Source organism: Streptomyces sp. NPDC001933, from assembly GCF_042890955.1.
Classification (GTDB): Bacteria; Actinomycetota; Actinomycetes; order Streptomycetales; family Streptomycetaceae; genus Streptomyces.
On the sequence record NZ_JBIASS010000001.1, the window covers coordinates 662,236 to 678,083 of the forward strand.

At 69.7% G+C, this 15,848-nt stretch carries 8 protein-coding genes and 1 pseudogene; 7 read left to right on the forward strand and 2 right to left on the reverse strand.

Features of this window, described 5'->3' with window-relative positions:
- Nucleotides 1-2 precede the first annotated feature (2 nt).
- Together ACFYY7_RS02920 and ACFYY7_RS02925 are read right to left on the reverse strand one after the other, a co-directional pair.
- Entirely contained in the window at nucleotides 3-962 is a 960-nt protein-coding gene (locus tag ACFYY7_RS02920; protein WP_388656207.1) for a phosphatase PAP2 family protein, read from the reverse strand.
- A gap of 137 nt (nucleotides 963-1,099) precedes the next feature.
- Nucleotides 1,100-2,137: a LacI family DNA-binding transcriptional regulator gene (locus tag ACFYY7_RS02925; RefSeq protein ID WP_351251767.1), complete on the reverse strand. Its 1,038-nt coding sequence runs from the start codon at nucleotides 2,135-2,137 to the stop codon at nucleotides 1,100-1,102.
- A gap of 358 nt (nucleotides 2,138-2,495) precedes the next feature.
- On the opposite strand from ACFYY7_RS02925, the gene ACFYY7_RS02930 reads away from it, so the two are divergent.
- From ACFYY7_RS02930 to pulA, 7 genes and pseudogenes are all read left to right on the forward strand, one after another.
- Nucleotides 2,496-3,770 carry an extracellular solute-binding protein gene (locus ACFYY7_RS02930; RefSeq protein ID WP_376425986.1) on the forward strand — a complete coding sequence of 425 codons (1,275 nt, stop codon included), beginning with the start codon at nucleotides 2,496-2,498 and terminating at the stop codon, nucleotides 3,768-3,770.
- 19 nt (nucleotides 3,771-3,789) lie between these two features.
- Nucleotides 3,790-4,809: a carbohydrate ABC transporter permease gene (locus ACFYY7_RS02935; RefSeq protein ID WP_388656211.1), complete on the forward strand. Its 1,020-nt coding sequence runs from the start codon at nucleotides 3,790-3,792 to the stop codon at nucleotides 4,807-4,809.
- Entirely contained in the window at nucleotides 4,806-5,678 is an 873-nt protein-coding gene (locus ACFYY7_RS02940) for a carbohydrate ABC transporter permease (RefSeq protein ID WP_356090310.1), read from the forward strand. The genes ACFYY7_RS02935 and ACFYY7_RS02940 overlap by 4 nt, the downstream gene beginning before the upstream one ends.
- A 102-nt stretch (nucleotides 5,679-5,780) precedes the next feature.
- A complete protein-coding gene (locus tag ACFYY7_RS02945) occupies nucleotides 5,781-7,508 on the forward strand; it encodes a glycoside hydrolase family 13 protein (RefSeq protein WP_388656215.1) in 1,728 nt (575 codons plus the stop codon).
- Complete coding sequence (locus ACFYY7_RS02950; protein WP_376319006.1) at nucleotides 7,493-8,548, forward strand: LacI family DNA-binding transcriptional regulator; 1,056 nt, start codon at nucleotides 7,493-7,495, stop codon at nucleotides 8,546-8,548. Before ACFYY7_RS02945 ends, ACFYY7_RS02950 begins: the two co-directional genes overlap by 16 nt.
- A gap of 407 nt (nucleotides 8,549-8,955) precedes the next feature.
- Nucleotides 8,956-10,350: pseudogene (locus ACFYY7_RS02955) on the forward strand (alpha-amylase family protein); the annotation flags it as partial.
- Nucleotides 10,351-10,445: 95 nt separating this feature from the next.
- Nucleotides 10,446-15,764, forward strand: coding sequence for a pullulanase-type alpha-1,6-glucosidase (gene pulA / locus ACFYY7_RS02960; protein ID WP_388656220.1), 5,319 nt, complete (start codon nucleotides 10,446-10,448; stop codon nucleotides 15,762-15,764).
- Nucleotides 15,765-15,848: the final 84 nt, after the last annotated feature.

A 15,848-nucleotide genomic window follows, 5' to 3' on the forward strand; every position in this document is an offset into this window, starting at 1 on the left:
CCTCAGCGGCGGCCCGCCGCCGCGTCCGCCGTCGGGCGCCGGGTCCGCAGCGGCGCCGCCGCGGAGAGGCCTGCCAGCCGGGCCTTCTGGCGCGGTGGCGCCACCCGCCTGGGCAGATGGTGCGGCAGCGAGCCGTACCAGGCGTACGAGACGGCGCAGCCGAAGGCGAGGCACACGATGCCGCCCAGCGCGTCCAGCCAGAAGTGATTGGCGGTCGCCACGATGACGACCAGGGTGAGCGTCGGGTAGAGCAGGGCCAGGATCCGTGCCCAGGGTGCGGAGGTCAGCGCGAAGACGGTCAGACCGCACCAGAGCGACCAGCCGATGTGCATCGACGGCATCGCCGCGTACTGGTTCGACATGTTCTTGAAGTTGCCCGAGGCCATCGAACCCCAGGTGTGATGGACGAGCACGGTGTCGATGAAGTGGCCGCCGTTCATCAGACGGGGCGGTGCCAGCGGATACAGGTAGTAGCCGAGCAGCGCCACGCCCGTGGTGGCGAACAGGGCCAGCCGGGCCGCCGCGTAACGGCCGGGGTGGCAGCGGAACAGCCACACCAGCACACAGACGGTGACGACGAAGTGCAGTGTCGCGTAGTAGTAGTTCATCGAGACGATCAGCCATGTCGCGGAATTCACCGCGTGGTTGACCGCCTGCTCAACGGCGATGCCCAGGTGGTTCTCGGCCGACCAGATCCGGTCGGCGTTGCGCAGCGCCTCGGCCCGCTGTTCCGGGACGGCGTTGCGCACCAGCGAGTACACCCAGTAACTGGCCGCGACGAGCAGGATTTCGAACCAGATGCGTGGGCGACGGGGGGAGCGCAGGGAACGCAGTCCCGCCGGGCCGCTGTCACGCCGTCCGGTGTTCCGCTTCGGGTTCGCCGCAGGGGCCGCCTCGTCCTCGATGGGTGACGGGGTGGCCTTCGACCGGCCTTCCTTCGATGTCACGCTCAATTCACCCATAGGCACAGAGTCTGCCAGAAATTGCCCTTCCGCCCGATCATCCTCCGGTCGGGTCCGGGCTGCACATCAGTGCGTGGTGGAATGCGTGAGCGCGCGGTGGAATGCGCGTCAGGAGCGGTCGTGGGATCCTGGGGCGGTCAGGCGGTGGTGGTCGGAGCGGGCCCGGGGCCGGCTGCCGTTGAACCGCGAACGACCAGTTCGGGCATGAAGACGAACTCGCTGTGCGGGGCGGGCGTGCCGCCGATCTCCTCCAGGAGCGTGCGCACGGCGGCCTGGCCCATCGCCGTAACCGGCTGACGGATCGTCGTCAGCGGCGGATCGGTGAACGCTATGAGCGGCGAGTCGTCGTAACCGACCACCGACAGATCGCGCGGCACCTGCATCGACAGCCGCCGGGCGGCCCGGATCGCGCCGAGCGCCATCATGTCGCTCGCGCACACCACCGCCGTGCAGCCCCGCTCCATCAGCGCCGACGCCGCGGCCTGTCCACCCTCAAGAGTGAACAGCGAATGCTGGATCAGTTCCTCCACCGCGTCCGGCGCGAGGCCCAACTGGTCCTGCATCGTGGCGTGGAAGCCCTCGATCTTGCGCAGGACCGGCACGAACCGCTTCGGGCCGACCGCCAGACCGATCCGCTGATGGCCCAGCGACACCAGATGCGTCACCGCGAGCCGCATCGCGGCCCGGTCGTCCGGCGAGATGAACGGCGCCTGGACCTTGGGCGAGAAGCCGTTGACCAGGACGAACGGGACACCCTTGGCGCGCAGTTGCTCATAGCGCTGCATATCGGCCGAGGTGTCGGCGTGCAGACCGGAGACGAAGATGATGCCCGAGACGCCGCGGTCGACCAGCATCTCGGTCAACTCGTCCTCGGTGGAGCCGCCCGGGGTCTGGGTGGCCAGCACCGGCGTGTAGCCCTGCCGCGTCAGCGCCTGGCCGATGACCTGGGCCAGGGCGGGGAAGATGGGGTTCTCCAGCTCGGGCGTGATCAGCCCGACCAGCCCCGCGCTGCGCCTGCGCAGCCGTACGGGCCGTTCGTAGCCGAGGACGTCGAGCGCGGCGAGAACGGATTCACGGGTGGCCGCTGCAACACCGGGCTTGCCGTTCAGTACACGGCTGACCGTCGCTTCGCTGACCCCCGCCTGAGTTGCGATATCGGCAAGCCGTGCGGTCATGGAAGTGGACTGTACCGGGCGTATGTCGGATTGCCCACCATGGGCATGAATCGGACGACTGCCTCCGTGCGCCGGTTCGCGAGGGTTTACCGGCAACATCTTGCAAGGACTTGCGAGCCGGGCTTGCGGGCTCCGGTCGGATCGTCGCACCGCACGGTCCGTGGGCTGTGGGCTGCGACTGCCAGGGCGTGATGCCGGGCGTCAAGGGTCTTGACGGCAACCGTGAGGACACGCGAATGTAACGATCGTCGGCGCTTGCAGAAATCTTCCGCAAACTCTTTCGGCGTTCTTTCATCCTTGTTACGTTCTCGTCGACCCGGCGCCGCGACGGAGCGGTACGGCAGTTGAAGGAGTTCAGATGCGACGTGGCATAACGGCCACCGCCCTGGTCGCGGCCCTGGCGCTCGCGGCGACCGCCTGCGGCAGCGACAACGAGTCCGAGGGCACGAGCAAGAGCTCGGGCGAACTCGCCGGCACCGTGACGTGGTGGGACACCTCCACCGCGGGCAGTGAGGACAAGGTCTTCAAGAAGATCGCCGAGGACTTCACCAAGAAGCACCCGAAGGTCAAGGTCAAGTACGTCAACGTCCCCTTCGGCGACGCGCAGAACAAGTTCAAGAACGCCGCGCAGTCCGGTTCCGACGCCCCCGACGTCATCCGCTCCGAGGTCGCCTGGACCCCCGAGTTCGCCGACCTCGGCTACCTGGCGCCGCTCGACGGCACCGCCGCGCTGAAGAACCCGGGCGACTTCCTCAAGCAGGCCGCCGCGTCCACCAAGTACAAGGACAAGACGTACGCGGTGCCGCAGGTCATCGACTCCATGGGCATCTTCTACAACAAGAAGATCTTCAAGGAGGCCGGCGTCGAGGTCCCCAAGACCGTCGACGACCTGAAGACCGTCTCCAAGAAGATCAAGGACAAGACCGGCAAGACCGGCATGTACCTGCGCGGCGACGACGCGTACTGGTTCCTCTCCTTCCTGTACGGCGAGGGCGGCGACATGGTCGACGCCTCCACCAAGTCCGTCACCATCGACAACCCCGAGGGCGTCAAGGCGATGAAGGTCGTCAAGGACCTCGTCGACTCCGGGGCCGCCAAGACCGATGCCACGGACGGCTGGGAGAACATGCAGGCGTCCTTCAAGGACGGCAAGGTCGCCATGATGATCAACGGCCCGTGGGCCGTCGCCGACACCTACGCCGGCAAGGAGTTCAAGGACAAGGCCAACCTGGGCATCGCCCCGGTCCCGGCCGGCTCCGCCGCGCAGGGCGCCCCGCAGGGCGGCCACAACCTGGCCGTCTACGCGGGCTCCAAGAACCTCGACGCCTCCTACGCCTTCGTCGACTACATGACGTCGGCCGAGACCCAGGCCAAGGTCACCAAGGAGCTGAGCCTCCTGCCGACCCGCACCTCCGCCTACGCCCGCCAGGACGTCGTCGACAACGAGATCGTCGGCTTCTTCAAGCCCGTCGTCGAGACCGCCGTCGAGCGCCCCTGGATCCCCGAGACCGGCAGCCTCTTCGCCCCGCTCGTCACCGAGTACACCAAGGTCCTCACCGGCCAGACCACGCCGGAGAAGGCCACGAAGACGACCGGCGACTCCTACCGCAAGCTCCTCAAGGGCTGGAAGTAACAGGAAGGCAGGCCGGCTGATGGCTGTCCACACCGGCCAGTCGGTGGCGAAGGCCGCGGGCGACGACGTCGTCGCCCGCGGCCGGAGCCGCGGTACTGGCAACCCCCCGCCGCCGGGCAGGATCCGGCGGGCCCTGTCGACCCACTGGTACGCCTGGACCATGGTCGCCCCGGTCGTCGTCGTGATCGGCGTGATCATCGGTTATCCGCTGGTCCGCGGCATCTACCTGTCGATGACCGACGCCAACGAGCGCAACGTCGAACGGTCCATCGGTGTCAACCACATGCCCGCCACGTACGAGTTCGTGGGCCTGGACAACTACACCGACGCCCTCACCGGCGACCAGTTCCTCGGCACGCTCGGCTGGACCCTGGTGTGGACGGTCTCCTGCGTGGCCATCACCTTCTGCCTCGGCATGGCCCTCGCCAACATCCTCAACCGAAGGATCGCCGGCCGCTCCGCCTACCGGATGGCGCTCATCCTGCCCTGGGCCATCCCCGGCTTCGTCTCCGTCTTCGCCTGGCGCTTCCTCTACAACGAGGACCGCGGGCTGCTCAACAAGATCCTCTCCGGCGGCGGGATCGACGCCGTCCCGTGGCTGAACGACCCGACCTGGGCGAAGTTCTCCGTCATCGCCGTCAACGTCTGGCTCGGCGTCCCGTTCATGATGGTCGCCCTGCTCGGCGGACTGCAGTCGATCCCCGGCGAGCACTACGAGGCCGCCGAGATGGACGGCGCCACCGCCTGGCAGCGGTTCCGCCACATCACGCTGCCGGGGCTGCGGCCGGTCTCCACCACGGTGATCCTGCTCTCCACCATCTGGACCTTCAACATGTTCCCGGTGATCTTCCTGCTGACCCGCGGCGGACCCGGCGAGGCCACCCAGATCCTGGTCACCCAGGCGTACAAGTTCTCCTTCGAGATCAGCCCGCGCGACTTCGCGCAGTCCTCCACCTGGGGCGTACTGATCCTCGTACTCCTGCTGATCTTCGCCGCCGTCTACCGGCGAGTCCTGCGCACCCAGGGAGACGACTGGTGACCACCACCGCACCCACCCCCACCGCGCCGCCCAAGGTCCGGCTGCGCGGGGAGCGTTCGCCGCTGGCCTCCGCCGGGCTGCACCTGACGCTCGTCGTCGCGTCCGTGATCGCCGTGTTCCCCGTGCTGTGGGTCCTGCTCACCTCGCTGAAGCCCGCCGCGTACGCGACCACCACGGACTTCTTCAAAGAGACGACGTTCGACAACTACACGAACCTGATCCAGAACACGAAGTTCCTCACCTGGTTCGGCAACTCCCTGCTCATCGCCGGACTCACCACGCTCCTCGGCGTCATCGTCTCCGCCTCCACCGGCTACGCCGTCAGCCGCTTCCGCTTCCCCGGCAAGCGCGGACTGATGTGGACGCTGCTGATCACCCAGATGTTCCCGGTCGCCGTCCTCATCGTGCCGATCTACAACATCATGGCGGGCATGGGGCTGCTGAATCAGCCCGCCGGTCTCGTCATCACCTACCTCACCATCTCGGTGCCGTTCTGCGCCTGGATGATGAAGGGCTTCTTCGACACCATCCCGCGCGAGATCGACGAGTCGGGGCAGGTCGACGGCCTCACCCCGTTCGGCACGTTCTGGCGGCTGATCCTGCCGCTCGCCAAGCCCGGCCTCGCCGTCACCGCGTTCTACTCCTTCATCACCGCCTGGGGCGAGGTGGCTTACGCCTCCGCCTTCATGGTCGGCGAGGACAACCTCACCCTCGCGGGCGGACTCCAGCTCTTCGTCAACCAGTACGGAGCCCAGTGGGGGCCGATGACCGCCGCGTCCGTGCTCATCGCGATACCCGCGGCCCTGGTCTTCCTGTTCGCGCAGAAGCACCTCGTGACCGGCATGTCCGCCGGAGCCGTCAAGGGCTGAGGCCCACGTCGGCAGCACGACCCGCACGCACCAGTCACGGCGGCCGCCGGCATCCCGACCCGGCCCCGGCGCCGCTCCCCACCCAGACACCCCAGGGACGACATGACCCAGCACCTCGCTGCCCCCTCCACCGGCACGTCCGGCGCCGCTGCGGCCCACCAGACCGGCTGGTGGCAGGACGCGGTGATCTACCAGGTCTATCCGCGGAGCTTCGCCGACGGCAACGGCGACGGCATGGGCGATCTCGCAGGCGTACGCGGCAGACTCCCGTACCTCAAGAGCCTCGGCGTCGACGCGGTCTGGCTCAGCCCCTTCTACGCTTCCCCGCAGGCGGACGCGGGCTACGACGTCGCCGACTACCGGGCCATCGACCCGATGTTCGGCACCCTGCTGGACGCCGACGGGCTGATCCGCGACGCCCACGACCTGGGCCTGCGGATCATCGTGGACCTGGTGCCCAACCACTCCTCGGACCGGCACGAGTGGTTCCGGCGCGCCCTCGCCGAGGGCCCCGGCTCCGCCTTGCGCGAGCGCTACCACTTCCGCCCCGGCAAGGGCGCGGCCGGTGAACTGCCGCCCAACGACTGGGAGTCCGTCTTCGGCGGCCCCGCCTGGACCCGCACCAACGACCCGGACGGCACCCCGGGCGACTGGTACCTCCACCTCTTCGCGCCCGAGCAGCCCGACTTCAACTGGGAACACCCGGCCGTCGCCGACGAGTTCCGCTCCATCCTGCGCTACTGGCTCGACATGGGCGTCGACGGCTTCCGGGTCGACGTCGCCCACGGTCTCGTCAAGGCCGAGGGCCTGCCCGACCTCGGCAGCCACGACCAGCTCAAGCTGCTCGGCAACGACGTCATGCCCTTCTTCGACCAGGACGGGGTGCACGAGATCTACCGCTCCTGGCGCACCATCCTCGACGAGTACCCCGACACCATGGGGCCCGAAGGGCCTTCGTCAGAAGGGCGGCGGTGGGCGACGGGCGGGCGGATCGCCGTCGCCGAGGCCTGGACCCCCACCGTCGAGCGCACCGCCAACTACGTGCGCCCCGACGAGATGCACCAGGCGTTCAACTTCCAGTACCTCTCCACCTCCTGGGACGCCGCCGAGCTCCGCGAGGTCATCGACACCTCGCTCGACGCGATGCGCCCGGTCGGCGCCCCCACCACCTGGGTGCTCTCCAACCACGACGTGACCCGGCACGCCACCCGGTTCGCCAACCCGCCCGGCCTCGGCACCCAGCTCCGCACCCCCGGCGACCGCGAGCTGGGCCTGCGCCGGGCCCGCGCCGCCACCCTGCTGATGCTGGCCCTGCCCGGCTCCGCCTACGTCTACCAGGGCGAGGAGCTCGGCCTGCCCGACGTCACCGACCTGCCCGACGAGGTCCGCCAGGACCCGTCGTTCTTCCGCGCCGAGGGCCAGGACGGCTTCCGCGACGGCTGCCGGGTGCCGATCCCGTGGACCCGCGAGGGCAGCTCGTACGGCTTCGGCGACGGCGGCAGCTGGCTGCCGCAGCCCGCGGGCTGGGGCGAGCTCTCGGTGGAGGCGCAGACCGGCGTGGCGGGCTCCACCCTGGAGCTGTACCGGGCCGCGATCGCCGCCCGCCGGGACCACCCGGGGCTCGGCGCCGGAACCTCGGTGGAGTGGCTCCAGGCCCCCGAGGGGCTGCTGATCTTCGCCCGCCCCGGCTTCGTCTGCACCGTCAACACGACGGGCCGCCCGGTACGCATCCCCGTGCGCGGCACCGTCCTGCTGTCCAGCGCCCCGGTCGTCACCGACGGCGCCGGGATCGAGCTGCCCGCGGACACCACGGTGTGGTGGACGGTGTGACGGTTCCCCTGCCCAGGTCCGGTGCGCCGAGGCTCTCGGACATCGCCGGCCAGGCAGCGGTCAGCGAGGCGACCGTCAGCCGGGTGCTCAACGGGAAACCGGGCGTCTCGGAGACCACCCGTCAGCGGGTGCTCGCGGCGCTGGACATCCTGGGCTACGAACGTCCCGTACGGCTGCGGCAGCGCAGCGCCGGGCTGATCGGACTGGTGACGCCCGAACTCACCAACCCGATCTTCCCGGCGTTCGCGCAGTCCGTCGAGCAGGTGCTGGCAGGTCACGGCTACACCCCGGTGCTCTGCACCCAGATGCCGGGCGGTGCCACCGAGGACGAACTCGTCGAGCAGCTCGTGGAGCGCGGCGTCGGCGGGATCGTCTTCATCTCCGGGCTGCACGCCGACATGTCGGCCGACCCGGCCAGGTACGCCGCGCTCACCGAGCGCGGCGTGCCGTTCGTCCTGATCAACGGCTACAACGAACGGATCAGCGCGCCGTTCGTCTCGCCCGACGACGCCGCCGCCGTGCGGATGGCCGTCGGGCACCTCGCCGACCTCGGCCACAGCAGGGTCGGCCTGGCGATCGGGCCGCAGCGCTATGTGCCGGCCCGCCGCAAGCGCGAGGGGTTCGTCGACGCCGCCGTGAACCTGCTGGGAATGGACCGCGCCGAGGCCGAACTCCTCGTCTGTCCCACGCTGTTCAGCGTCGAGGGCGGCCAGGTCGCGGCGGGTGCGCTGCTCGACCAGGGGTGCACGGGCATCGTCTGCGGCAGCGACCTGATGGCGCTGGGCGTGGTGCGTGCGGCCCGCGAGCGCGGGCTCGGTGTGCCGCGCGACGTGTCGGTGGTGGGTTTCGACGACTCGCAGCTGATCGCGTTCACCGATCCGCCGCTGACGACGGTGCGCCAGCCGGTCCAGGCGATGGCCGCGGCGGCGGTGGGCGCCCTGCTGGAGGAGATCGGCGGCAGCCCGGTGCAGCGCACGGAGTACGTGTTCCAGCCGGAGCTGGTGGTACGGGGATCCACCGCGGCGCTCCGGGGCGACTGAGAGGCCCGAGGTCCGGGCGTACAGGAGAGGCACCGGGAGTCGGCCCGGAATGGGCCTGCGGGGAGTGAGCGACTCCGGGTGCCTCTCTTGTCCGTGACCGGCCCGGCCGGCCGGGCGCGTGGGGTCCGGGGTCGCCGGAACCCCCGGCCGACCGGACCGGAGTCGGGAGAAACTTAACAGCGCTGCAATGTTTTGCGTAAGTCCTTGCAGGAAGAAAACTGCTGGATTTCGTGGATGTGAGCGGGTGGTGTCCAAAGGGTTGACCGGAACCTGATGGGCTCGTACGGTCTGCGCTGCGGCAAGGTTTGCATTCTTGCAGCAAGAACCTTCAGGAGCCTTGAGGGCAGGGCGCGTTGCCACGTGAGGCTGCACCGTCACCCGCATTTCCCCCCACAGCAGGAGGAAACATGGCACGCAGACCACTGTCCGCGGCGCTCGCCCTGGCAGCAGGCGCCGCCGTCCTCATATCCCCGACCGCGACCGCGACCGCCAGTGCCGCCGCCCCCGGCGACAAGGACGTCACCGCGGTCCTCTTTGAGTGGAAGTTCGACTCGGTGGCCAAGGCGTGCACGGACACGCTCGGCCCGGCCGGATACGGCTACGTACAGGTCTCGCCGCCCCAGGAGCACATCCAGGGCGGCCAGTGGTGGACCTCGTACCAGCCCGTCAGCTACAGGATCGCCGGACGGCTCGGCGACCGCGCCTCCTTCGCGGCCATGGTCAGCACCTGCCACGCCGCCGGCGTCAAGGTCGTCGCGGACTCCGTCATCAACCACATGTCGGCCGGATCGGGCACCGGCACCGGCGGCTCCTCGTACACCAAGTACGGCTACCCCGGCGTGTACTCCGCCGCCGACATGGACGACTGCACCGCGCAGATCAGCAACTACCAGGACCGCGCCAACGTCCAGAACTGCGAACTCGTCGGCCTCGCCGACCTGGACACCGGCGAGGACTACGTACGCGGCCGGATCGCCGCCTACCTCGACGACCTGCTCTCCCTGGGTGTCGACGGCCTGCGCATCGACGCCGCCAAGCACATGCCCGCCGCCGACCTGGCGAACATCAAGTCGCGGCTGAGCAACCCGGGCGTCCACTGGAAGCAGGAGGCGATCTACGGCGCGGGCGAGGCCGTCCAGCCCGACGAGTACACCGGCACCGGGGACGTCCAGGAATTCCGCTACGCCAGAAGCCTCAAGCAGGTCTTCAACAACGAGAACCTCGCCTATCTGAAGAACTACGGCGAGGGCTGGGGCTTCATGCCCTCGTCGAAGGCGGCGGTCTTCGTCGACAACCACGACACCGAGCGCGGCGGCGACACGCTGAACTACAAGGACGGCGCGAACTACACCCTCGCCAATGTCTTCATGCTGGCCTGGCCGTACGGCTCGCCCGACGTCCACTCCGGCTACGAATGGTCCGACAAGGACGCGGGTCCGCCGGGCGGCGGCACGGTGAACGCCTGTTACAGCGACGGCTGGAAGTGCCAGCACGCCTGGCGCGAGATCTCCTCCATGGTCGGCTTCCGCAACACCGCGCGCGGCGAGTCCGTCAGCAACTGGTGGGACAACGGCGGCGACCAGATCGCCTTCGGCCGCGGTTCCAAGGCGTACGTCGCGATCAACCACGAGAGCTCCTCGCTGACCCGTACGTTCCAGACCTCGCTGCCCGCCGGCGACTACTGCGACATCCAGTCCGGCAAGGGCGTCACGGTGAACGGCTCGGGCCAGTTCACCGCGACGCTCGGCGCCGACACAGCGGTGGCGCTCCAGGTCAACGCCCGCAGCTGCGCGGCCACCGGCTGACAGCGGCGACCGGGGGCGGGGTGGATACCGCCCCGCCCCCGGCAGGTCCGCCCGCCCCCAGAGCATCACCCGCACCCAAGGAGACCCAGCCCGTGTCCCGTTCCACCCTCGGACGTGGAGCCGTCGCCGCACTCTGCGCGGCACTCCTCCCCGTCGTCCCGGCGGCAACCGCGTCGGCCGCGCCGAGACCTCCGGGCCCGCCCTCGGACGCGAAGCTCGCCCAGGCGCCCGCCCGGCACGACCTGACCCGCGAGCAGTTCTACTTCGTCATGCCGGACCGGTTCGCCAACGGCGACACCGCCAACGACCGCGGCGGGCTCACCGGTTCGCGCCTGGAGACCGGCTACGACCCCACGGACAAGGGCTTCTACCAGGGCGGCGACCTCAAGGGCCTGACCAACAGGCTCGACTACATCAAGGGCCTCGGCACCACCGCCATCTGGCTCGCCCCGATCTTCAGGAACCGCCCCGTCCAGGGCACCGGCAAGGACGCCTCGGCCGGCTACCACGGCTACTGGATCACCGACTTCACCCGGGTCGACCCGCACTTCGGGACCAACGCCGACCTCGCGAAGCTGATCGACAAGGCCCACGCAAAGGGCATGAAGGTCTTCTTCGACGTCATCACCAACCACACCGCCGACACCGTCGACTACGCCGAGAAGACCTACGGCTACCGGCCGAAGGGCGCCTACCCGTACCTGGACGAGGACGGCCGCCCGTTCGACGACAGCAAGGGCCTGGCGAAGGTGGACGCGGACTCGTTCCCGTACACCCCGAGGAACGCCGGTGACGACAAGGTCCCGGCCTGGCTCAACGACCCGGAGATGTACCACAACCGGGGCGACTCGACCTTCGCAGGCGAGTCCGCCGAGTACGGCGACTTCTCCGGGCTGGACGACCTGTGGACCGAACGGCCCGAGGTCGTGACCGGCATGGCGAAGATCTACGAGAAGTGGGTCCGCGACTTCGACATCGACGGCTTCCGGATCGACACCGTCAAACACGTCGACCTGGACTTCTGGACCCAGTGGGCGACCGCCCTGGACACCTACGCGGCCAAGCACGGCCGCGAGGACTTCTTCATGTTCGGCGAGGTCTACTCCGCCGACACCGCCGTCACCTCGCCCTACGTCACCCGGGGCCGGCTCGACGCGACGCTCGACTTCCCGTTCCAGGAAGCGGCACGCCAGTACGCCTCCCGGGGCGCCCCGGCCTCGAAGCTCGCCGCCGTCTTCGGCGACGACTACCGCTACACCACCGACAAGGCCAACGCCTACGAACAGGTGACCTTCCTCGGCAACCACGACATGGGCCGCATCGGCACGTTCCTGAAGCAGGACAACCCGAAGGCCGGCGACGCGGAACTCGTCCGGCGCGCCCAGCTCGCCAACGAGCTGATGTTCCTGGGCCGGGGCAACCCCGTCGTCTACTACGGCGACGAGCAGGGCTTCACCGGCGCGGGCGGCGACAAGGACGCCCGCCAGACCATGTTCGCCTCGAAGACCGCCGACTACCTCGACGACGACGAACTGGGCACCGACCGCACCCACGCCACCGACGCGTACGACCCGAAGCACCCCCTGTACCGGAACATCGCCGCGCTCTCCGAACTCACCCGGAAGCACCCGGCACTGCGCGACGGCGTCCAGACCGAGCGGTACGCGGAAGGCTCCGTCCACGCCTTCTCCCGCACGGACCCCGAGCAGCCCCACGAGTACCTCGTGGCCACCAACAACGGCACCGCCCCGAGGACCGTCGAGCTGCCCACCGCATCGGCCGGCATGAACTTCCGTACCCTGTACGGCGGTTCCTCGACCCTCCGCAGCGGCGCCGACAAGAAGATCACCGTCACCGTCCCCGCCCTCTCCAGCCTCGTGCTGCGCGCCGAGAAGCCGATGGGCACCCCCGCCACCGAGCCGGCCATCACCCTGAAGGCGCCCGCCGCCGGGGCCACCGGCACCGTCGAGCTCTCCGCCGACGTCGACGGCGGCGGGCTGAACCGCGTCGTCTTCGCCGCGCAGACCGGCAACGGCAAGTGGGTCACGCTCGGTTCCGCCGATCACGCCCCGTACAAGGTCACCCAGCACCTGGACGGCAGGGTCGCGGCCGGCACCCCGCTGCGCTACAAGGCGGTCGTCGTCGACCGCGCCGGACGCACCGCGAGCGCACTCGCCGCGACCACCGCCGGACAGGCCCCGGCCGAGCCGAAGCCGGTGGCCGTCCAGCGCGACCACGCCGTCGTCCACTACAAGCGCGCGGACGGCGACTACGAGGGCTGGACACTCAAGTCCGGCGACCGCACCGCGCAGTTCACCGGGCGCGACGCCTACGGGGCCTTCGCCTGGCTGAAGCTCGACGAGGGCGCCGTCACCGTCCCGTACACCGTCGAGAAGGACGGCGCCGCCGACGGGCCGCAGCGCACCGTCGAACTCGCGAGGACCGGACAGGTCTGGATCGAGCAGGGCGAGGACGGCCAGGCCGACACGGCCCCCGACGGCGCCTACCCGCCGCAGGACACCACCAAGGCCGTCCTGCACTACTACCGCCCCGACGGCGACTACGACGGCTGGGGGCTGCACACCTGGACCGGCGCCAAGAACCCCACCGACTGGGCGAAGCCCCTCCAGCCGGTGAAGAAGGACGCCTCCGGCGTCACCTTCGAGGTGCCGCTCACCGACGGCGCCACCTCGCTCTCCTACATCCTGCACAAGGGCGACGAGAAGGACCTCCCCAGCGACCAGTCGCTCGACCTCGCCACCTACGGGCACGAGGTCTGGATGCTCGGCGCAACGCCCGGCTATCTGCTGCCCCAGACCGGCGGCGTACCCACCCCCGACCTCTCCAGGGCCGAGGCGCAGTGGATCGACGCCGACACCGTCGTATGGAAGGTGAAGGCCACCGACGCCACCAGCCAGCAGCTCGTCTACGCCGAGGACGGCTCCATCTCCGTCGTCGACGGGGCTCTCTCCGACGAGGGCCAGTGGCTGCGGCTCACCCCCGCCGCGCTGACCGACGCACAGAAGGCGAAGCACCCGAACCTCAAGGACTACCCGGCGTTCACCGTCGACGCCCGGGACCGGGACCGGGTCCGTGAGGCGCTGCGCGGTCAGCTGATCGCCACCCAGCGCGCCGCCGACGGCGCCCTGCTCGCGGCCACCGGCGTGCAGAGCGCCGGCGTGCTCGACGACCTGTACGGCAAGAACGCGGCCGGTGCCGCGCTCGGCCCGGTCTTCGGCCGCGACGGCCGCCCCACCCTCTCGGTCTGGGCGCCCACCGCCCGCACCGTCGCCCTGGAACTCGACGGCCGCGGCGTCCCGATGCGCCGCGACGACCGCACCGGCGTCTGGTCCGTCACGGGCACGAAGAACTGGAAGGGCAGGCCCTACCGCTACATGGTGGACGTCTGGGCGCCCACCGTCGGCAAGATGGTCACCAACAAGGTCACCGACCCCTACTCCACCGCCCTGACCACCGACTCCGCGCGCAGCCTCGTCGTCGACCTGGACGACCCGTCCCTCGCGCCGAAGGGCTGGTCCGGGCTGGAGAAGCCCGCCGCCGTACCGCTGCGCGACGCCCAGATCCAGGAGCTGCACATCCGCGACTTCTCGATCGCGGACCGCACCTCGAAGCACCCCGGCGAATACCTCGCCTTCACCGACACCGGCTCCGACGGGATGAAGCACCTCAAGCGGCTCGCGGACGCCGGCACCAGCTACGTCCATCTGCTGCCCGCCTTCGACATCGGCACCATCCCCGAGAAGAAGTCCGCCCAGCAGAAGCCGGCCTGCGACCTGTCCGTGTACGCCCCCGACTCCGAGGAACAGCAGGCCTGCGTGACGAAGGCCGCCGCGAACGACGGGTTCAACTGGGGCTACGACCCGCTGCACTACACCGTCCCCGAGGGCTCCTACGCCTCCGACCCGGAGGGCACCAAGCGCACCGTCGAGTTCCGGCAGATGGTGCAGGGCCTCAACGACGCGGGGCTGCGCACCGTCATGGACGTCGTCTACAACCACACCGTCGCCTCCGGCCAGGACGGCAAGTCCGTGCTCGACCGGATCGTGCCCGGCTACTACCAGCGGCTGCTGGACGACGGCACCGTCGCCACCTCCACCTGCTGCGCCAACACCGCGCCCGAGAACACCATGATGGGCAAGCTGGTCGTCGACTCGGTCGTCACCTGGGCCAAGGAGTACAAGGTCGACGGCTTCCGCTTCGACCTGATGGGCCACCACCCCAAGGCCAACATCCTCGCCGTCCGCGAGGCGCTCGACGCGCTGACCGTGGCGAAGGACGGCGTCGACGGCAAGAAGATCATCCTGTACGGGGAGGGCTGGAACTTCGGTGAGATCGCCGACGACGCCCGCTTCGTCCAGGCCACCCAGAAGAACATGGCCGGTACCGGCACAGCCACCTTCTCCGACCGCTCCCGCGACGCCGTACGCGGCGGCAGCCCCTTCGACGAGGACCCGGGCGTACAGGGCTTCGCCACCGGCCTCTACACCGACCCCAACACCTCCGCCGCCAACGGGACGGAGGCCGAGCAGAAGGCCCGGCTGCTCCACTACCAGGACCTGATCAAGGTCGGCCTCACCGGCAACCTCGCCGACTACACCTTCACCGACTCCTCGGGCCGCACGGTCAAGGGCTCCGGCGTCGACTACAACGGCGCCCCCGCCGGATACGCCGCGGCCCCCGGCGACGCCCTCGCCTACGCGGACGCCCACGACAACGAGTCGCTGTACGACGCGCTCGCCTTCAAGCTCCCGGCGGGCACCCCGGCGGCCGACCGGGCCCGCATGCAGGTCCTGGCCATGGCGACCGCCACCCTCTCGCAGGGGCCCTCGCTCTCCCAGGCGGGCACCGACCTGCTGCGCTCCAAGTCCCTGGACCGCAACTCGTACGACAGCGGCGACTGGTTCAACGCCCTGCACTGGGACTGCCGCGACGGCAACGGCTTCGGCCGCGGGCTGCCGCCGGCCGCCGACAACGAGTCCAAGTGGTCCTACGCGAAGCCACTGCTGGCCGACGCCGCGACCGGCCCCGGCTGCGCACAGATCGACGGCGCGTCCGCCGCGTACCGGGACCTGCTCACCATCCGCTCCACGGAGCAGGACTTCGGCCTCTCCACCACCGAGCAGGTCCAGTCCGCCCTGTCCTTCCCGCTCTCCGGGAAGGACGAGACCCCGGGCGTGATCACCATGCGGCTCGGAAAGCTGGTGATCGTACTCAACGCGGCCCCCGGCGCAAAGACCCAGACGGTCGCCGAACTGGCGGGGAAGCAGTACGCACTGCACCCCGTCCAGGCTGCGGGCGCGGATCCTACTGTCAAGAAGTCCGCGTATGAGGCGAGTTCGGGAAGATTCACCGTCCCGGGACGCACGGTGGCGGTGTTCTCCCTGAGTTGAGCCAGAACAGGGCTAGGTTGGGAGGCAGCAGCCGTCGGGGAATGCCGCAGCACCGCACCCCTGGCGCGCCCTCCCACCCCCCGG